We start from the raw sequence: 18,476 nt of genomic DNA, 5'->3' as shown, positions 1-18,476 counted from the left end.
CCTTCATGCCTGTCGAGTTCATCAGCGCCGTCCACACCGACGCCGGGGCCTCGGGCCCGGCCGCCTCCAGCCGGACCGGCCTCGACGTCCACCACCTGCGCAAGTACGCCCGCGCCCTGGACGACGGCGGCTTCGACCACACCCTGGTCGCCTACCACTCCGCGTCGCCGGACGCCTTCCAGATCGCCCAGTTCGTCGCCACCCACACCGAGCGGGTCCGCCCCATCCTCGCCCATCGCCCCGGCGTCGTCTTCCCCACGCACGCGGCCCGCGCGCTGGCCACCCTCGACCAGATCAGCGACGGCCGGCTGACCCTGCACATCATCTCCGGCGGCAGCGACGAGGAGCAGCGTCGCGAGGGCGACTACCTCAACAAGACCGAACGGTACGAGCGTTCGGACGAGTACATCCAGATCCTGAGGAAGGTGTGGCAGGCCGACGGGCCCGTCTCCCACGAGGGCAAGTACTTCAAGTTCGAGGGCTACTACTCCGATGTGAAGCCGGTGAACGGCCTGGTCCCGATCTCGGTGGGCGGCTCCTCGCAGGACGCCTACCGGGTCGGCGGAGAGCAGGGCGACATCTTCGGGCTGTGGGGCGAGCCGCTGAAGGAGACCGCCGAGCAGATCGCCGCGGTGAACGCGGTCGCGGATGCCGCCGGGCGCCCGCACCCCCGTATCTGGGTGTCGTTCCGCCCGATCATCGCACCCACCGACGAACTGGCCTGGGAGAAGGCCCACCGCACCCTCGGCGTGCTCAAGGACCAGGCGAAGAACACCGAGTTGCTGCGCCACTACCGCACCACCGGCCGCCCCGCCAACGTCGGCTCCCAGCGCCTGCTCGACATCGCCGACCGGGGCGAGGTCCACGACCGCTGCCTGTGGACCGCGCCCGCGGTCGCCACCAACGCCGCCGGCGCCTCGACCGCCCTGGTCGGCTCCCCCGAGACGGTCGCCAAGGCGCTGCTCGACTACGTGGACATCGGCTGCGACCTGCTCTCCATCCGCGGCTACGACCCGCTCAACGACGCGATCGACTACGCCCGTCACGTCCTGCCGCTGGTCCGCCAGGAACTCGCCCACCGAGCGGCGACCTCCCAGGCAGCCTGACCCCCACTCGCCCGTCTGATTGCGAACACCCTTATGGAGACCCCGTGTTGTTCCGCCGCGCCCTGCGCTCGTCCGCCGCCGCCCTCACCCTGCTGCTGCCCTTCGCGGCCGCCTGCGCGGGCAACGCCAAGGCCGACTCCTCCTCCGGCTCCGTCACCCTCAAAGTCGGCGCCACCGGCTGGAAGGTCGAAGAGGCTGTGCTGAAGTTCGCACACCTCGACGACACCCCGTACAAGGTGAAGTGGAGCGTGTTCCAGGGCGGTGACCAGCAGCTCCAGGCCATTCGCGCCGGAGCCCTCGACGTCGCCTCCTCCAGCGAGATCCCGCCCGTCTTCGCGGCGGCCGACGGCAGGCCCAACTTCAAGGTCGTCGCCGTCCAGCGCGGCTCGACGCTCAACCAGGAGGTCGTCGTCCCCAAGAACTCCAAGGTCACCGACATCGCCGGCCTGAAGGGCAAGAAGATCGGCTACGTCCAGAACACCACCGCCCACTACTTCCTCTACGAACTGCTCAAGCAGGCAGGCCTGAAGTGGTCCGACGTGGACGCCAAGCCGCTCCTGCCCAACGACGGCCTGGCCGCCCTCAACGGCGGCAGCATCGACGCCTTCGCCTCCTACGGCACCTCGATCATCACCGCCCACCAGCAGGGTGCCCGCACCGTCGGCTCGGGCGCGGACATCCTGTCCGGCAACTTCCTCTGGTCGGCCCGGGACAGCGTGCTGAAGAGCCCGGCGCAGAAGGCGGCGGTCGCCGACCTGGTCGCACGGATCACCAAGGCGTACGCGTACGTCCGTGACGGTCGTGAAGCCGCCTTCGCCAAGGTGATCTCGGCCAACACGCACCAGCCGGTCGCCCAGGCACAGAGCGACCTGGTCGCGCAGCAGAAGCAACGGCCCACCCAGGCCCGCACGGTGGGCGACGACACGATCGCCTCCCAGCAGAAGGTCGCCGACGCCTTCACCGAACTCGGCGCCCTCAAGGAGCACTTGGACGTGAAGTCGTTCTGGACCACCGCACTCAACACCGACCTGAAGAAGGCCCTGTGACCGACCGGAGCGTCATCTCCCGCATCGCCGAACTGGCCCCCGGACACGACCGGTCGGGCACCTTCCCCGCCGACTCCCTCCAGATCACGCACGAGGCCGGACTCCTCACCGCCACGATCGGGAAGCAGTACGGCGGCCAGGGCGCCGGCGTCGAGCAGAGCGCCCGCATCCTGCACACGCTGGGCCGGGGCGACCCGTCGGTGGCACTGATCGCGGCGATGACCCTCGCCACGCACGCACGGCAGGCCGTGCAGCCGCACTGGCCCGAAGAGCTGTACGCGCGCGTGGCGAAGGAGTCGCTGGAACGGCCCGTTCTGGTCAACCACGCGCGCGTGGAGCCCGAGTTGGGCTCCCCCGCACGGGGCGGACTGCCCGCGACGCGCGCCCGGCGGACCGCCGACGGCTGGACGATCAGCGGCACCAAACGGTTCGTGACGGGCGCCGACGGGCTGGACTGGTTCCTGGTGTGGGCGACCACTGACGAGACGGAACCGCGCGTGGGCACCTTCCTCGTGCCCGGCGGCTCGCCCGGCATCGACATCACCGGCCGCTGGGACCAGTTGGGTCTACGGGCGAGCGGCAGCCACGACGTGACGTTCCGGGAGGTCGAGGTCCCGTACGAGCACGTCATCGGGATCGGGCCGTACGGACCGGCCGCCGAGCAGGACAACCGGGCGGGAGCCGCCCTCCATCTCCCCCTCGCGGCCCTCTACCTGGGGGTGGCCCGAGCCGCGCAGTCCTTCTTCCACACCTTCGCCCACGAGCGGGTGCCCGCCAACCTCGGTCATCCGGTGGCCCGTACGGAACGCTTCCGGCGGGCCGCCGGGGAGATCGAGGTGCTCCTGGCCGCCGCCGAGCAACTGGTGTTCGACGGAGCAGCGAAGCTGGACGCGGGCGACACCTCGTACACCCCCGAACAGGCCCTCGGCGCCCGCGTGTTGGCGGACCGGCACGGTGTACGCGCGGTCGAGCTGGCCGTGCGGCTGCTCGGCAATCCGGGGCTGGCCCGGGGCAACCCGCTGGAGCGGCACTTCCGGGACATCCAGTGCGCGCCCGTGCACGCGCCACAGGAGGACATCTCCCTGCTCGCGATCGGAACGAAGGCACTCAACCCATGACAGCGGCACCGGAAACGACCGTGTCCGCGCGGTTCCTGGGCCTGCTGGCCCGCGATCTGCCGCCCGACCGGCTGACCACCGACCCGGCCGAGCTGGCCGCGCACGCCACCGACCGCTCGGGCACCCCGCCGGGCGGCGAGCCCCTCGCGGTCGTACGCGCCCGGCGCACCGGGGACGTGACCGTCACGCTCCGGCACGCGAACGCGTTGGGCATACCGGTGGTCCCGCGCGGCGCGGGCACCGGGCTGTCGGGCGGAGCGACGGCGGGCGAGGGCGCGCTCGTGCTGGACCTGTCCGGGATGAACCGCATCCTCGAACTCTCGGCGGAAGATCAGCTCGCCGTCGTCGAACCCGGCGTGATCACCGCCGAGTTGGACCGAGCGGCCGGCACGCACGGACTGCGCTATGCGCCCGACCCGGCCAGCGCGGCGATGTCCACGATCGGCGGGAACATCGCGACCAACGCGGGCGGACTGCGCTGCGCGAAGTACGGGGTGACGCGGGACAGCGTGCTGGGTCTGGAGGCGGTCCTCGCCGACGGCACGGTGATCGCCACCGGCCGTCGTACCGTCAAGGGCGTCACCGGCTACGACCTCACCGCACTGCTCACCGGCTCCGAGGGCACCCTCGCCGTGATCACCTCGGCGACGTTGCGGCTGCGGCCGACACCGGTGGCGACGGCGACGCTCGCGGCCTGGTTCGACTCGTTCGAGACGGCGGCCGAGGCGTCGTACGCCATCGCCCGGGCCGGGGTCGTGCCCGCGCTGGCCGAGCTGGTCGACGGGCCGGTGCTGCACGCGATCGACCCGGCGCTGAGCGAGCGGGGTGCGGCGCTGCTGGTGGTGCAGTGCGACGGGGCGGGAGCCGCGGCCGAGGCCGCTGCGGTCGCACGGGTACTGGCGCCGCTGGCCTCGGCCGTGCAGAGCACGGAAGATCCGGTGGAGGCCGAGGCGCTGCTGGCGGCGCGCCGGCTCGCACTCCCCGCGCTGGAACGGCTGGGCCGGCCGCTGATCGAGGACATCGTCGTGCCGCGCTCCCGACTGGCGGAGGCTGTACGGGAGATCCGGTGCATCTCCGCCCGCCACGATGTGCCCGTCTTCACCATCGCGCACGCGGCGGACGGCAATCTGCACCCGATCATCGTCGTCGATCCCACCCTGGACCGACTGCCCGACGCGGCCTGGGAAGCGGCCGGCGAGATCTTCGCGCTGGCGTTGCGGCTGGGCGGGACGCTCACCGGCGAGCACGGCGTAGGGGTGTTGAAGCGGCAGTGGGTGGCCGATGAACTCGGGCCTACCGCACACGCGTTGCAGCGACGCCTCAAGGACGTGTTCGACCCCCGGCACATCCTCAACCCCGGGAAGGGCCTCTGAGCACAACGGGGGCCCTCCACGATCGCACCACTGACGTCCGCCGACGCCACGAGGAAACAGATCCGGTTCGGCACCACGACGCGACTGCCAGGCACCTGGCAGATTCGCCGCCGTCCCTGCGTCCCGATCCGCCGCGCCGCGAGCGCTGCCCGCGCCGTCCGGGATCGAGCCGTCGGCAGGGTAGAAGGTCGCCCATGGGTAAGGGACGGTCGGTACCCGCGGAGGGCGTCGCCCCGCTCGTGCCCGCGGGGCCGCCGCCGATCACCAGTACGTCGGTGGACAGGATCGGTTCTGGATCGGTGTGCGTGATGGCATGCAATACGGAGTTCCACGCCCTCGCCCGAACACAGTCGGCTGACGACGCTCGGTACGCAAGAAGTCGCGCCGACGCCCGCGGGCCGCGTGCAACGTCTCGGCGCACCCCTTCGACCGGTCCTTCCGCCCGATTGTTCAGCGCCCGGCAAGGGCTACTGACCAATCCCCCGGCGGCCGAGACTCGGTTCCGGCCAGCGGCGTTCCCCCACGTCCGGCCCGCTCCAGGCGGCCCGGCGTCCGGACAGCCGGCTGCGGGTGGTGGTCGCCGTACGCGGGGACTTCTACGGGCCCTGCGCCGCCCACCGGGAACTGGCCGAGGCGGTCAGCCGTGCGAACCTGCTGGTCAGGCCGATGAGCGGGGACGAGCTGCGGGTGGTGGTCACCGGACCCGCCACCGCCGCGGGAGTCAACGTGGAAACCGCTCTGACCGCGCGGATCGTCGACGAGGACTCCGACCAGCCGGGCGCCCCGCCGACGCTCTTGCACGCCCTCCTGGAGACCTGACGCCGCCGCCGCGGCCGCACCTGACGCCGGCGGCGTACGAGGAGGCGGGCGGCGTGCGCGGCGCGATCGCCGCCACCGCCGAACAGGTCTACGGCGACCTGGACGAGGGACAGGCCCGGACCGCCCGGCGCATCCTGCTGCGGCCGATCGCCAACCGGAGCGGCGCCATGTCCGCCGACCGCTGGGTGAGCGAGAAGGTCAGGCGATGAAGGTGATTCCGCCGTCCGCTCCGATCGCCTGGCCGTTGATGTAGCCGGACTCCTCGCTGGCGAGGAACACCAGCAGCGGCGCGACGTCGTCGTACGGCGTGCCGAAGCGGCGCACGGGGCTGTGCGACTCGATCATGGCGGCCGCCTGGCGCCCCTGTTCGGTCAGGTTGAAGGCGTCGCTGCGGCCGACCGGAAGGAACGTGTTGGTGGTGATGCCGTACTGGCCCCATTCCTGCGACGCGACGCGCGTGAGGGCCATGACCGCTCCCTTGGCCATCGCGTACGTCGAGAATCCGGGCCTGGGGCTGACCGCGGCGCCGGACGCCGTGTTGATCACCCGGCCGTAGCCCTTCTCCTTCATGTACGGCAGGCACTTCTGCATGAAGAGCATGCTCTGCAGCGGCCCGGTGCGGTACGCGGTCAGCGCCTCGTCCTCGGTCGCGTTCTCCAGCAGGGCGTGCTCGTTGAGGCCGCCCTGTGCGATGTTCGCGAGGATGTCGACGGTGCCGTACTCCTGGATCGTGGCCTCCACGACGGCCTCGATCTGCTCCGGGACGCTGATGTCGCACTGCACCGCGATCGCACGGCCACCCTTGTCGCGGATCTCCTGGGCCACGGCCTCGACCGCCTCGCCGTTGATGTCGGAGAGCACCAGCGAAGCACCCTCGTCGGCGAACCGTCGCGCGGCGCCTCCTCCGATGCCGCCGGCGGCACCGGTGACGATCGCTACCCGGCCGTCAAGACGTCCAGTCATGAATCCGTTCCTTCCAAAACAAAGGTGTTGATGGTCGGCAGTGGAGCTGAACCGCCCGCACCGGACCACTGCCAACACTGTTGGCAGCCGGAGCCAACACCGTTGACAGACCGCTTGTCAACAGTGTTGGCTGCGGATGTGCCGGATACCTCCTCAGTCATGTCGATCGCCGCCCGAGAAGCCGCGACACCCACCCAGCGCGCCATCGCGGAGCAGGCGCACCGCCTGTTCCACGAGCGCGGCTACTCGGGCACGTCGATCCGTGACATCGCTTCGGCCGCGGCCGTCGACCCGTCGATCGTCATGCGGCACTTCCACTCGAAGGCGGAGCTGTTCGCAAGGGTGATCGGGTTCGACGCCCATTTCACGCCGCGGCTCGACGGTCCGCTCGAAACCCTGGGAGAGCGGCTCGTCGAATATCTCCTGGCCCCTGAACACGCGGAGATGCGACGAACGTTCACGGTCCTCCTGCGCGCGGTGGACCATGAGGCGATCCGGCTGGAACTCGGCCAGGCGATGTCGAGGCTCATGGTGGAAGAGCTCGGCGCACGCCTTGAGGGTGCCGATGCCATGACTCGCGCCTGGCTCGTCTCAGCGCAGCTGATGGGCCTGGTCCAGGCCTGGGATGCCATCGAGCATGAATCGTCCACGGGAGACGGGCGAACCCGCCTGGTGCGGCTCTACGGCCCGGCCATCCAGCAGCTGATCACTCCGGGCCCCTGAACGCGTACGTTGTGAGCGCTCGGCCACTCCCCCGACCAGGAACTCCTCGCACGGACCGGCGCCGAGATCGTCACCCTCGCCGGATGCCGCAGGCCGTCCGGCAGCTGCGGTGTGGAGATCGGCCACTGAAGGACGCTTTCGAGCGGCTCACAGCCTCCTCGCCACGCTCGACGCCAAGGGCAGGCTGGAGATGAAGCTCACGGTCGAGCGTGGGCCGTAGGTCCTACCGCTGCCTCAAGACCGAGCAGTCACGTTCGCATGACCCGCAACGGCCGGGTCATACGAAGTCAGGAATGTCTCTGCCGAGTGCTGCCCATCTCCGCGGCGAACAGCACCGGGTCGGCGTCGAACCCCCGGACCATCTCACCGAAACCCCACCGCCCGGACGTGTCCCTGCAGAACTCCGCGACCGTCGCCGCCGTCGAACCGGCGACCTGCGCGAAATCGTCCACCAGCAGCTCCCGGTACCCCTCGAGGACGACCACGCCGGCATTCGACATGTCAGCGAAGGTACGGGGACCGCCGTCCTGGTGGATCGCCACGCCGACCACCACCCGCCCGTACGAGGGCGACATCCGGTCGAACTCCAGCACCATCGCCTCGACGAACCCGAAACCCATTCCGGTCTCGCTGTGCCGGATCATGTTGATCGTGCCGTCCGGCGACCGGCTCTCGGTGTGGACGACGTACACGGGCCGCCCGTACGGGTCGTCCGCCGCATAAGTCGCGGCGATGATGTCGAGATGCCGAGGTGGTTCCCCGTACGGACTCGGGTCCCACCGGAGCTTCACCTCGGCCCTGCGCAGCCCCTCACCGACACCGCTCACCCTGCCACTCCCCGTCAGGCACCGCGAGACACCCCCGCAACCTCAAGTATGTGTCCTGACCAGGCTCTTGATGCCTCCTTGACTCGATTCTCCGCAAAGTCGCCGAGCCGAGAGCGGAGGTAGCGGCGCCCCTCGCGCCTCGCGCCCCGCGCCCCGCGACTTGGCACACCCGCGCGAGATCACGGACGAACGGCCACGAGCAGATCAGCCAGGTAGCCCTCCTCGACCGTGCCGTCCGGGAAGGATGCGCCCAGCAGCTTCCGTTCCTCGGCGAAGAACGCGTGTCGACGGGTCTTTCCCAGGACGAGGAACGCTGAGCGGCTACCGAGGTTGGCCAGGTGCACGTCGAGGGAGACCTTCCGGGTCCAACGCACCTGTCGACGTGCGACCCGTAGACCCGTCAGGCCCGCAAGCCGGACGGCCTCGTTGTCGTCGGGGCGCGTGGCGGGCCGCGGTTTCCTTGCGCAGCAGCGTGCGATGCGCTCGTGCTGGGCGCGGATCCACGGAACGTCGAAGGCCGTGGTGTTCCACCAGATCGCCAGCGTCCCGGTCAGGCGCAGGACACGCAGTGCCTCGGGGACGGAACGAGCCGGATCGGTCCACTGCCAGGACTGCGCGTAGGCGACGAGGTCGCAGGAAGCGTCGGCCAACGGCAGGCTGTTTCCGTCCCCACGCACGACCGGCACCTGCGGCAGCCGCCTGCGGCACTCACGTGCCATTGCCTTGCCGGGCTCGACGGCGATCACCTCGGCGCCTCTCTCGTACAGCAGCGCGGTGGCGATCCCGGTGCCCGCACCGACATCGGCGACACGAGCACCGGCCAGACCGCATCCGGTCAGCTGCTCGACGGCGTCGAGGAGCTCAGGCGGATACGAAGGCCGACTGGCCGCGTACTGGCCTGCGGCCATGTTGAACGACTGCGCACGAGATTCGTCGGTCATCTCCCCATCATCGCCCCGTACTTGGAGGCGGCGAGGCCGGCAGCACGGACGGCTTCTGCTCCGAGACCGTAAGGATTTCACTCCGTCCGGCTCTGGCAGCAGCGGCTAGCCTCCAACCATCACTGTGCAGACGGAGACGGGGGGCTGGCGGACATGAGCCGTGTGCCGCTGTTCTGCGATGTCGCCCTGGCGGAGCGTATCGAGCACGCCGAGGCCCGGTTGATGGCCGCGGCGGCCGAAGCGGCCCGGCTGCGGCGGGGAGACGACAGCGGATTCGTCGCGCCGGTGGCCGGCGGGGTGGCCGCGTACGCCGGGGCCGGCTCCCCTTTCAACAAGATCGCGGGCCTCGGGTTCGACGGCATCCCCGACGAAGCCGCCCTGGATGGCATCGAGCGAGCCTTCGCCGAGCGTGGCGCTCCCGTCCAGGCTGAAGTCGCACATCTGGCGAACCCGGCGGTGGACGCCCTGCTGACGAGTCGCGGATACCGGCTGACCTCCTTCGAGAACGTGCTCGGACTCGCCCTCGACAGCGGCCACGAGCGGGTGGTCTCTCCCGGCATCGAGGTCCGGGAGTGCCGCGACGGCGAGTTCGACGCATGGTTGCAGGCCGTGACCGACGGCTTCGCCCACCCTGACGGCCAAGGGGTTCCCACGCACGAGGAGTTCCCGCGTGAGGTGCTTGCCGACGCCGAGCGGGACTTCGCCGCGGCCGGTGTGGTGCACTACGTCGCCCTGCGCGACGGCGCTGTCGCCGCAGGCGGCAGTCTCCGCATCACGGACGGCATCGCCCAGCTCACCGGCGCCGCGACCGCCCCCGCCCACCGCCGACGCGGCGTCCAGACCGCGCTCGTCTCGGCCCGACTCGCCGATGCTGCCGCCGCCGGCTGCGACATCGCCGTGGTGACCACGCAACCCGGTTCCAAGTCCCAGCAGAACGTGCAGCGCCGGGGGTTCCACCTGCTCTACACCCGAGCCGTCCTGGTGAAGGAGGCACCACCGCCCGGCAGCGCGGCCCGCTTGGGCACGGCGATTGCCAGTCGGGCTGCCCGGAGGCCCCGCGGCGCATGGGAGGAAACCCCGGACGGAGTGCGCGTGGTGGAGCACGAGGGCTCGCGGGAGGGGCTCCGGCCGTTGTTCGCGCTGGCCGAGGACTCGCCGGAGCAACTCACGTCCTACATCGACGACGGGCGCGTCCTCGTCGCCCTGCGAGGAGCGGATGTGCTCGGTCATCTGCAGCTGACGGGTACTGACCGGGCCGGCGAGTTCGAGATCAAGAACATGGCCGTACGGGAAGACCGTCAGCGCGCCGGTGTCGGCAGCCGTCTGGTGCGGTGCGCGATGGACCTGGCGGCCGGTGAGTCTGGCACCCGCCTGCTGGTCGCCACCGCCGCGGCCGACACCGGGAACCTGCGCTTCTACCAGCGGCAGGGGTTCCGTCTGCACTCCGTCGAACGGGATGCCTTCACCGCCCGTACCGGCTACGAGCCCGGCACCGTCATCGACGGCGTCGAATTACGCGATCGCGTCTGGCTCGACCGCCCACTCGCCCCGGCCAACGCCTGACTCCCCTCCCATCCGCCCCGCGAGAGCTGACCAAGCCCTCCAGGGCCGGGGCCTTCAGCCCTTCTCCGTTGCCGGAACGACTCCGCCCGCGCGGCGCTGTTCACGAAGGCTCAGGACGGGCGGCGTCCTCACGCCCCGGCGCCGTTCCCTTCCCCTACGACGCAGCGGACCTCCTGCGGCGCCGGCGACGATTGCGGATGTCCCTGAGCGACAGGACGACGACCGCGAGGTTCAAGGGGACGGCCGCGATCAGGAAGGCCGGGTCCCTCACCTTCTGCACCGCCTCCGCCAGACGGGCGAGCAGGCTCTGCCACGGTGCTTCGCCTGATGTGCTGCTGTCCCGGCCCCTTTTGAGGCGGGTGCGGGCGGTGGCTGGGTGCGGGCACCGGCCGCGTGCTGATGGGCCCGCACGATGGTGGGATCCACGGCGATGTCCCAGTCGATCTCACCGGCGGCATCAGCCGCGGCCGGGACCTGCTGCGAGGGCGTTCCAACGGCCGCGCCGTCCCGCTCCGCATCCGTCGGATCACCCCACCTCATGCCAACATCAATGATCCGAACCGACCTGCCCGATCTGCATTCCTTCACTCGAAATCGGCACCGGACGGTGACGCCTGAACGCAGCCCTCTCCCACCACGCCCCTCAGCAAAGACCCAGCACTCCATCCAGTGCACTCCTGGATCGCCCCGGCTTTGATCGAGCAGTGCGGGGATCGAAAACTCGTCGGCAACCTTTTCGCCCTGGGCGGCCACTGAGCAATGCACCATCGGCTCGATCCCGAACGGACAGGTAATGATGACAACGAGGCAGGTCGCGCGGCAGCGCCGGCGCAGGCGCAGACTCGTGCTGGGCGCCACGGTGGCGCTGACCGCCGCGGGCGTTCTCGCCTATCTGGTCATGGCGTTGCTCCCCGGCCCCAAGGTCGATGCGGGGCCGGCCGCGGCCACCCCCCTCGTCACCGCCCAACCGAAGGCCGGCGGCTCAGCGTCCCCGAGTACGTCTCCGAGCCCGTCATCAAGTCCGGCTGCGAGCAGCTCGGCCAGCCCGAAGAGCACAGCGACTCCCAAGGCGGCGAAGTCGTCGCCCAAGAGCACCCAGACGACCTCACGCGCGTCCACCACGCCCCCGGCGGCGGGGCGGATTCGTCCCAACACCACGTATCAGGGCGTCGCGACGGCCTACGAGGCCGGTGTCGGGGACGGGGCCTGTCTGTTCGGTCCGAGCCCGGACATGATGATCGCGGCGATGAACACCACCGACTACGAGACTGCCAGGGCCTGCGGCGCGTACGTGCTCGTCCGCGCGGCCAACGGCAAGTCGATCACGGTACGGATCACCAACGAATGTCCTCTGCCCTGCGCGCCGGGGCAGATCGACCTCAGCCAGCAGGCCTTCGCCAAGCTCGCCGACCTCAAGGTCGGCCGGCTTCCCATCACCTGGAGCCTGGTGAGCCCCAGTTCCATCGGCACGATGTCCATCCGGTACAAGACCGGGTCAAGCGCCTACTGGTGCGGCATCCAGGTCATCGGACACCGCAACCCGGTCGCACGGCTGGAAGTGAGCACCGGGGGCGGCTGGCGCTCGCTGCCCCGTACCAGCTTCAACTACTTCATCTCCGCAGACGGCAGCGGTTGCGGCAAGGCGATCAGAGTCACCGACATCTACGGGGAACAACTCACCGTCAGCGGCCTCGCGGTACGGGCGAACGTCGTGCAACCCACGCGGGTCCAGTTCGCCCAGCACTGATTCCCACAGCCCCCGGGGGACGGTCAGGATGACTCCCGGACGACCAGCTCTGTGCGGAGGATGACTTGGCGCCAGGCCGCGGGCTGCTCCTCCATTTCCTCCAGCAGCAACCTGACCATGGCCCGCCCCATCTGTTCCAGCGGCTGTCGCACCTTGGTCAGGCGCGGCTCGGTGCGCTGGGCCAGCGGGAAGTCGTCGAAGCCGATGACGGCGACGTCCTCGGGTACCCGGCGTCCGGCCGCGCGCAGTGCGTGCAGCGCTCCGGCCGCCGTGGTGTCCGAGGCGGCGAGGACGGCGTCGATCTCGGGGTGGCGTTCGAGGAGTTCCGTCATGGCACGACGACCGCTCTCCTCGGAGAAGTCGCTCTCCGCGACCCGTACATGTCCAGCGGCCCCGTGATGGTGGCGATGGCCGTGCGACCCTGTTTTCAGAAGGTGGGTAACCGCATTCCGAGCGCCGCCGACATTGTCGACGTCGACGTGGCTGACGTACTCGTCGCCCGAGCGGCGCCCCAGCAGCACGGTCGGCAACCGTGCCTCGGCGAGCATGTCCGGCAGCCTGTCGTCCGCGTGCACCGACATCAGCAGGACTCCGTCGACCCGGCCGCCGCGCGCGTACTCCAGAAAGCGCGCATCGCCGAGTGAACGGACGATCTCCGAGAAGAACGGCTCCGCGAACTGCCTCCAGTCCGGTTCCGTCAGCACGAGGGCCACGGCGTCCGCACGCTGGCCGGCCAGGGACCGGGCCGCGAGATTGGACACGTACCCCAGTTCCTCGATGGCTTGCAGCACGGCCCGGCGTGTCGACTCCTTCACGCCGGCAGCGTTGTTGATGACCCGGGAGACCGTGCCCGAAGTACGCGGGCCTGCGCATCGCCACCGTCATCGAGCCCGACTCGCTGCCCAACCTGGTCACCAACGCCGGCGGCACCAGCACCACCACCGACGCCTGCGTGACCATGGAGAGCAACGGCAACTACGAGAAGGGCGTCTCCTACGCCCTCGACAAGCTCGGCGCCATCCCGAACGTCTACAACTACATCGACGCCGGCCACCACGGCCGGCTCGGCTGGGACAGCAACCTCGGCCCGTCCGTACAGGAGTTCGCCAAGGTCGCCACGACCAACGGTGCAAGCGTGAACGACGTGGCGGGCTTCATCGTCAACACCGCCAACTACAGCCCCGTCAAGGAGCCGAACTTCAAGGTCACCGACACGGTGAACGGTCAGACCGTACGCCAGTCGAAGTGGGTGGACAGGGCAGCACCGCCAGCACGATGGCGGCGATCTTCCCCGCGGGCAGGGCACGCCGCCGCGAACCGATCTTCTTCAAGTGGCCGCGTATCACGGTGGCGAGGTAGTTCAGGGTGGCGCTCGCCAGCGGCAGACGGGCGGTGTGGACAAGGCCGTCAGAGCCCTCGGCGGAGCCGTTGTTTTTCCTCACACCAAACTCAACTGCCGCCGGGGGCCCGCTGGTTACGGCCCGCCCGCGCGGTCACCGAGACGTGCGGTGAACCGTCCGTCGGGCCGCTTGCGCAGCCAACCGCGGTCAGCGAGCCTGGGCATCTTCGCGCGCAGCGGCTCCAGCTTGCCGCGCACCGAGGCGTTCAGGCCCAGCCGCTCGCCGACCGCCCTGACCTGCACCGGGCCGTCGGCCTCACGCACGATCGCCGGGATCCTGCGGTAGCCGCCGGGCAGCGCGGCCTCGTCGGGCTCCTCGCCGCGGTGCGGGATCAGCAGGAGCGCTCGCCCCGCCACCCGTGCGAGCGCCGGGGAGGCGGCCACGGCTGTCTCCGCTTCGGCCTGGACCTGCTCGGCGAGGCGGTACAACACCCGCTCCGCGATTGCCAGTTCGTCCCGCTCGACCTGGACTTCCTGAAGCTGCTTGGTCAACTGCTCGGCGAGGGCGTCCAGCTCGCTCCGGCGATCGGTGATCCACTGCCGCTCCTGCATCCCCACAGCGCTCGCGATCTCGTAGCATGCCGACCTGCTGACGGGTCGTAGGCGCGGGTCGGTCGCGGGCGCAGCCGAACGCGGCATCCCGCCGGAGCCGGTCCCGCCCGATGATCTACACCATGGTCATCGGTCACCGACCAGCGCGAGTACCCGCGTCGTTGGTCCGGTGTTCGTCAAGCGTGAGCTGTAGCGTGCCACGCTGTCGCACAATGAATCATGCGCATCCGACTCTCGTACCGGTCTCAGGACGAGTATCTCGCCTCTTCCCTGGCAACCCTGCTGAGGCGTGTCGGGGCCGATGTCGTATGCGACGCTGACACCTTCTGCTCCGAGTCGTCCGATGACGACACGGTCGTCCTCCTGTGGTCCGTTGCCGCACAGGCCGCGTGGGGCGAGCCCCTGGGGGATACTGGCCTGCCCGACGGACTCCCTGACACCGGGGCTGCCCGCCTCGTACCCGTGCGCCTCGACGCCACACCGCTGCCGCGCTCCCTCAGTGACCTGCGCCATATACGCCTGGCGAGCAGCAAGGAACCCGTGACAGAGGGGACGGCGGCCATGATCGTGCACATGGGCCGAGCAGCCGGTCCCGCACCGGCTGTTCGCGGCCACTACTCCGAACACACCGTGGTCATCAGCGACTTCAGCCGCCTGGGCCTGTTCGCGTCTTGCCCGAGGTGCGATGCGAGCAGTGAGCGGTTGCGCCCGTACCTCACCGTCGATCACCTCCACGACCGCGCTCTGCGTCTGGTCATCTGCGGCGCATGCGGCTGGCAGGATGCCTGCGACTTGTGACCAAGGAAATGGGACGGACGTACGGCGGCCCGACGTGCTCGGCGCCCTGTGATTCCGACGGCTTCAGTTCTCCCACCGTCTTCCTCTACAACGTTGTTTCGAAACGATCAGCAGAGAACGCGTCCGGTCACCCTTGTGAGGTTCCCGTGCGGCGTGGGAGGCGCTGAGCGGGTTTGGTGACGCGTACGCGGAAGGTGCCGTCGGAGGCGGTTTCGGATTGCGCCCGGATGCGGTTGGCAATCGGACCGGGCCACTTGGTGGTGCTGGACCAGACAACCTCCGCGAAGTCGGCGCCGTACATGTGGGCCCCGGTCAGGTCGGCCCCTGTCAGGTCCGCGCCGCGGAAGCGGGCTCCGGTCAGCTTGGCATCTTTGAGGCACGCGCCGATCATCCGGGCTCCGGCGAGGTCCGCGTGGGAGAGGTCGGCTCTCCTGAGGTTGGCGTCGTCCAGGTACGCCAGGGTGAGCCTGGCCCCTGTCAGGTGGGCCTGGGAAAGGTCCGCGCCGAAGAGCGAGGCGCAGGTCAGGGTGGCCTCCGTCAGGTCGGCCTGGGCCAGACCGGCCTCGCTCAGGTCGGCGTCGGTCATCTGGGCCCGAAGGAGCTTCGCGCCTCGGAGGTCGGCCTTGCTCAGTGCGACATGGGTGAGGTCCGCGTCCGTCAGGTCGGCCCGGACGAGCTTTGCGGACGAGAGGAAAGCGCGAGTCAGGTTCGTACGGGTCAGGCGGGCCCCGGACAGGTTCTGGCGCGGCAGGTAGGCGTGGTGCAGGTTCGCGCCGGTCAGCTTCGCCCCGGTCACCACGGTGCCGACCGTGCTCGATCCGGCCAGGTTCGCGCCCTTCAGGTTGGCCCCCGACAGATCCGCATCCATCAGACGTGTCCGGGTCAGGTCGGTCCGGGCCAGGTTGGCACCCTTCAAGGTCGCCTTCTTGAAGTCGACCCGGCTGAGGTCCGATCCGGAGAGGTTCACGCCGGTGAGGTCGATGCTGCCCAGAATCGTGCCGGACAGGTCGACCCCCGACAGGGCCGCCTCGGACGACGCCAGCGCGCGCCGGACGGCGGTGCTTCCGACGAGTCTGGGGCGCCCGACGTTTTCCGGACCCCTTCCGTTGCCGACGACACCGGCCCGCAGCGGCCGGAACGCCGGGGCGGCATCACTGACGGCGATCAACAGCCGCTGGACAAAGGGTAGTTGCTTCGCCCGGCCGGGCTTGAAGGGCCCGGGCGCCCCGCCGTGCAGGCGGTACACCTCGTCGAAGAGCCGCTCCGACCGGTCCCGCATCCGGTCGGCCTGCCCGGCGGGCCAGACGGTCTCCGACGTCCATCGTGCCCCGGCCAGGTTCGCGTCCGTCAGGTCCGCACCGCTGAGGTCCGCGCCCGTCAGGTCGGCGCGCTGGAGGTCGGCGCCGGTCAGGTCGGCGCCGGTCAGGTTGGCACGGACGAGTTTCGCTTCGTCCAGGGCGGCTCCGGAAAGCTGCGCTCCGGCCAGGTCTGCTTCGTGCAGCTTCGCACCTGTCAGGCGGGCCCCGGTCAGGTCGGCGCCCGTCAGCAGTGCCGCGACCAGACTCGCCGAGCCCAGGTCGGCGCCGTCCAGGCGAGCCCGGGTCAGGTCGGCGCCGATCAGATTCGCCACGTAGAAGATCCCCTGGGACAGGTTCGCCTCCCTGAAGCACACCCCCGGCAGGGTGCCCAGCACCGCGTAGACCCTGGGAAGATCCACGCCGGTCAGGTCCACCCCATTGAGGTGGGCGTCTTTCAGATTGACCGGCCGGGCCACCTCCTGCGCGCGTATGCGCCGGGCCAGTTCGGTGGCCCAGGGGTAAAGGCCGTCCGTGGCCCCGGGAGGGTGACCGGGCGGCGGGGTGCGGTACCGGCGGTCGGTCACCCGAATCTCGGTTCCCCCGTCCAGGGCATCGGGAATCAGTAGCCGGAGGGCGAGCCGGGCGACCTGCTTGAGCATGATCGAGGTGACGGCCCCCAGGAGCAGCGCCACCAAGGGGTTGGCCGCACCCGCCAAGGCCGCACCGAAGCCGACCGCCGCACCCAGGGCCCCGTGTACGCACAGGGATACGCGGAGGGCGTCGGCACCGGGGCCCTCCGGGTAGCTCCACCGCCGGTCCCGGACCAAGAACGGGTCACGATCGCGTAGAACGGCGGCCCGGATGATGAGCGACCTGTACAGGCCGGCACCGATCAATCCCCATACCGCGTATTGCCACATGCGATGACGATATGCGCTGATCGCCACTCGCCAACAGGGTGATTCCACAAGCTGGTTGACGCTGATCTCAGGCAATGGCCGGCGGCACCGGAGCCGCCGGCGATCACCGTCGCGGGCAACCGGCGGCGCACCGGTCACAGAGTCTCGCCGTGGTGCGGGATCGGCACAACCGCCCGCCCTGCCACCCGGGCGGGCGTCGAGGTGACGGCGGGGACGGCTCCCAGGTGGCCCGGTCCCGCTCGGCCAGCCGGTTCAGGACCCGTTTGGCGATCACGAGCTCCACCCTCTCGGCCCGGACCCCCTGCGGATGCTTGGCCAACTCCGCAGCGAGCGTGTCCAGTTCACTCCGGCGAGCAGTGATGCTGCCCCTCGGCAGCACCGCGCACCGGCTTCCGCTTGACAGAATCGCATATCGGCAACACTGTAGCCATTATGAGTATCTGGTCCGAGCCACAGCCCGATTCCCGGTTCGTCGTGGTGGACGGTCTGCGGATTCACTACAAACGCGACGGACAGGGCCCTGCACTGGTCCTGCTGCACGGCAGCGCTTCCTCGCTGCAGCACTTCGACCGTGCGGCGGGACTGTTGTCGGAGTCGTTCGACGTCATCCGTCCCGACCTGCCGGGGTTCGGCCTGACCGGCCCTCGCCAGGACCGCGACTACCGCATCCCGACCTATACGGCGACGGTGGCGGGTCTGCTGGAGGCGCTGGGGGTGCCGCGTTACGCGCTGGCCGGCAATTCCCTTGGGGGCAACATCGCCTGGAACCTCGCGCTGGACCACCCGGAGCGGCTGACCGGCCTGGTGCTGGTCAATGCCACCGGGTATCCGGAGAAGGCGACACCGGCGGGCATGCGCCTGACGCGCAATCCGTTGCTGCGCCCCGTATTGCGGCGGGTGATGCCGCGCGGCGCCATCGAGCGCAATCTGCGCTCAGCCGTCGGTCCAGGGTCGGCCGTCGTGGACGAGGCCATGGTCGACCGGGCCTACGAGCTCATGAGCCGCCCTGGGAATCGTTCGGCCTTCGTCGACTTCTGCAACACCGACCAGCCCGACCGCTCCGCACAGATTTCACGGATCGCGGTGCCCACGCTCGTGCTGCGCAGCGCGAGCATCGACGGCCAGCACTTCACCCGCGACATCCGTGGCGCCAAGGAGCTTGTGCATCCCCACGGCGGTCACCTGCTGCCGGAAGAGGAACCCCGATGGGTCGCGGACGCGATCGCCACGTTTCTCGGATCTTCCGCCGGCACCCCCACGTACTGACGCCAAGGAGTTTCGTT

Annotated in this window: 16 protein-coding genes and 3 pseudogenes; 12 read left to right on the top strand and 7 right to left on the bottom strand. The window is 70.0% G+C overall.

What is annotated here, in order from left to right:
• Positions 1–5: 5 nt before the first annotated feature.
• The 6 genes from MQP27_RS37990 (at position 6) to MQP27_RS51795 (ending at position 5,671) form a co-directional block, all read left to right on the top strand.
• A complete protein-coding gene (locus MQP27_RS37990) occupies positions 6–1,106 on the top strand; it encodes an LLM class flavin-dependent oxidoreductase (RefSeq protein WP_242773888.1) in 1,101 nt (366 codons plus the stop codon).
• Positions 1,107–1,150: 44 nt separating this feature from the next.
• Positions 1,151–2,152, top strand: a complete 1,002-nt coding sequence (locus MQP27_RS37985) for an ABC transporter substrate-binding protein (RefSeq protein ID WP_242773885.1) — start codon at positions 1,151–1,153, stop codon at positions 2,150–2,152.
• Positions 2,149–3,270 (top strand): acyl-CoA dehydrogenase family protein, encoded by a 1,122-nt coding sequence (locus tag MQP27_RS37980; protein WP_242773882.1) that lies wholly within the window; start codon positions 2,149–2,151, stop codon positions 3,268–3,270. Before MQP27_RS37985 ends, MQP27_RS37980 begins: the two co-directional genes overlap by 4 nt.
• Complete coding sequence (locus MQP27_RS37975; protein WP_242773879.1) at positions 3,267–4,643, top strand: FAD-binding oxidoreductase; 1,377 nt, start codon at positions 3,267–3,269, stop codon at positions 4,641–4,643. The genes MQP27_RS37980 and MQP27_RS37975 overlap by 4 nt, the downstream gene beginning before the upstream one ends.
• A gap of 570 nt (positions 4,644–5,213) precedes the next feature.
• Complete coding sequence (locus MQP27_RS51800) at positions 5,214–5,462, top strand: nSTAND1 domain-containing NTPase (protein ID WP_372511420.1); 249 nt, start codon at positions 5,214–5,216, stop codon at positions 5,460–5,462.
• A 53-nt stretch (positions 5,463–5,515) separates the two neighbouring features.
• Positions 5,516–5,671, top strand: coding sequence for a hypothetical protein (locus MQP27_RS51795; RefSeq protein ID WP_372511419.1), 156 nt, complete (start codon positions 5,516–5,518; stop codon positions 5,669–5,671).
• Here MQP27_RS51795 and MQP27_RS37965 read toward each other — a convergent pair.
• A complete protein-coding gene (locus MQP27_RS37965; RefSeq protein ID WP_242773877.1) occupies positions 5,661–6,425 on the bottom strand; it encodes an SDR family NAD(P)-dependent oxidoreductase in 765 nt (254 codons plus the stop codon). The two genes, MQP27_RS51795 and MQP27_RS37965, sit on opposite strands and share 11 nt — an antisense overlap.
• 159 nt (positions 6,426–6,584) lie before the next feature.
• Between MQP27_RS37965 and MQP27_RS37960 the strand changes: the two genes are divergently transcribed.
• On the top strand, positions 6,585–7,148 hold the full coding sequence (locus tag MQP27_RS37960; RefSeq protein ID WP_242773874.1) for a TetR/AcrR family transcriptional regulator: 564 nt from the start codon (positions 6,585–6,587) through the stop codon (positions 7,146–7,148).
• 287 nt (positions 7,149–7,435) lie between these two features.
• On the opposite strand, the gene MQP27_RS37955 is transcribed toward MQP27_RS37960, so the two are convergent.
• On the bottom strand, positions 7,436–7,975 hold the full coding sequence (locus MQP27_RS37955; RefSeq protein ID WP_242773872.1) for a TerD family protein: 540 nt from the start codon (positions 7,973–7,975) through the stop codon (positions 7,436–7,438).
• Positions 7,976–8,154: 179 nt separating this feature from the next.
• Positions 8,155–8,916 (bottom strand): class I SAM-dependent methyltransferase, encoded by a 762-nt coding sequence (locus MQP27_RS37950; RefSeq protein ID WP_242773870.1) that lies wholly within the window; start codon positions 8,914–8,916, stop codon positions 8,155–8,157.
• Positions 8,917–9,069: 153 nt separating this feature from the next.
• On the opposite strand from MQP27_RS37950, the gene MQP27_RS37945 reads away from it, so the two are divergent.
• On the top strand, positions 9,070–10,479 hold the full coding sequence (locus tag MQP27_RS37945) for a GNAT family N-acetyltransferase (protein WP_242773868.1): 1,410 nt from the start codon (positions 9,070–9,072) through the stop codon (positions 10,477–10,479).
• Between the two features lie 378 nt (positions 10,480–10,857).
• Here the strand turns inward: MQP27_RS37945 and MQP27_RS37940 are convergent.
• Positions 10,858–10,959 (bottom strand): annotated as a pseudogene (locus tag MQP27_RS37940) (transposase); the annotation flags it as partial.
• A 313-nt stretch (positions 10,960–11,272) separates the two neighbouring features.
• Between MQP27_RS37940 and MQP27_RS37935 the strand changes: the two are divergent.
• Positions 11,273–12,226 carry an expansin EXLX1 family cellulose-binding protein gene (locus MQP27_RS37935; protein WP_242773867.1) on the top strand — a complete coding sequence of 318 codons (954 nt, stop codon included), beginning with the start codon at positions 11,273–11,275 and terminating at the stop codon, positions 12,224–12,226.
• 23 nt (positions 12,227–12,249) lie between these two features.
• Here the strand turns inward: MQP27_RS37935 and MQP27_RS51790 are convergent.
• Positions 12,250–13,059 (bottom strand): annotated as a pseudogene (locus MQP27_RS51790) (LacI family DNA-binding transcriptional regulator).
• 20 nt (positions 13,060–13,079) lie between these two features.
• Between MQP27_RS51790 and MQP27_RS37925 the strand changes: the two are divergent.
• Positions 13,080–13,481 (top strand): annotated as a pseudogene (locus MQP27_RS37925) (glycoside hydrolase family 6 protein); the annotation flags it as partial.
• 219 nt (positions 13,482–13,700) lie between these two features.
• Here the strand turns inward: MQP27_RS37925 and MQP27_RS37920 are convergent.
• Positions 13,701–14,177, bottom strand: coding sequence for a hypothetical protein (locus tag MQP27_RS37920; protein WP_242773864.1), 477 nt, complete (start codon positions 14,175–14,177; stop codon positions 13,701–13,703).
• A gap of 462 nt (positions 14,178–14,639) precedes the next feature.
• Between MQP27_RS37920 and MQP27_RS37915 the strand changes: the two genes are divergently transcribed.
• Entirely contained in the window at positions 14,640–14,975 is a 336-nt protein-coding gene (locus MQP27_RS37915; protein WP_242773862.1) for a hypothetical protein, read from the top strand.
• A 127-nt stretch (positions 14,976–15,102) separates the two neighbouring features.
• Here MQP27_RS37915 and MQP27_RS37910 read toward each other — a convergent pair whose 3' ends face one another.
• Positions 15,103–17,220: a pentapeptide repeat-containing protein gene (locus tag MQP27_RS37910; RefSeq protein WP_242773860.1), complete on the bottom strand. Its 2,118-nt coding sequence runs from the start codon at positions 17,218–17,220 to the stop codon at positions 15,103–15,105.
• 405 nt (positions 17,221–17,625) lie between these two features.
• Here MQP27_RS37910 and MQP27_RS37905 point away from each other — a divergent pair, with 405 nt between their 5' ends.
• On the top strand, positions 17,626–18,459 hold the full coding sequence (locus MQP27_RS37905; RefSeq protein ID WP_242773857.1) for an alpha/beta fold hydrolase: 834 nt from the start codon (positions 17,626–17,628) through the stop codon (positions 18,457–18,459).
• The last annotated feature ends 17 nt before the right edge of the window (positions 18,460–18,476 follow it).

Source organism: Streptomyces cylindrosporus (genome assembly GCF_022698165.1).
GTDB classification, from domain to species: domain Bacteria; phylum Actinomycetota; class Actinomycetes; order Streptomycetales; family Streptomycetaceae; genus Streptomyces; species Streptomyces cylindrosporus.
The sequence above is the reverse complement of the archived record's forward strand: the minus strand, read 5'-3'. Positions and strand labels throughout refer to the sequence as shown.

What these genes read in the sequence shown, in the direction of transcription:
- MQP27_RS37990 (WP_242773888.1), top strand. Translation starts at nt 6, where the DNA reads ATGCCTGTCGAGTTCATCAGCGCCGTCCACACCGACGCCGGGGCCTCG.
- MQP27_RS37975 (WP_242773879.1), top strand. Translation starts at nt 3,267, where the DNA reads ATGACAGCGGCACCGGAAACGACCGTGTCCGCGCGGTTCCTGGGCCTG.
- MQP27_RS37965 (WP_242773877.1), bottom strand. Translation starts at nt 6,425, where the DNA reads ATGACTGGACGTCTTGACGGCCGGGTAGCGATCGTCACCGGTGCCGCC.
- MQP27_RS37960 (WP_242773874.1), top strand. Translation starts at nt 6,585, where the DNA reads ATGTCGATCGCCGCCCGAGAAGCCGCGACACCCACCCAGCGCGCCATC.
- MQP27_RS37950 (WP_242773870.1), bottom strand. Translation starts at nt 8,916, where the DNA reads ATGACCGACGAATCTCGTGCGCAGTCGTTCAACATGGCCGCAGGCCAG.
- MQP27_RS37945 (WP_242773868.1), top strand. Translation starts at nt 9,070, where the DNA reads ATGAGCCGTGTGCCGCTGTTCTGCGATGTCGCCCTGGCGGAGCGTATC.
- MQP27_RS37935 (WP_242773867.1), top strand. Translation starts at nt 11,273, where the DNA reads ATGATGACAACGAGGCAGGTCGCGCGGCAGCGCCGGCGCAGGCGCAGA.
- MQP27_RS37920 (WP_242773864.1), bottom strand. Translation starts at nt 14,177, where the DNA reads ATGCAGGAGCGGCAGTGGATCACCGATCGCCGGAGCGAGCTGGACGCC.
- MQP27_RS37905 (WP_242773857.1), top strand. Translation starts at nt 17,626, where the DNA reads ATGAGTATCTGGTCCGAGCCACAGCCCGATTCCCGGTTCGTCGTGGTG.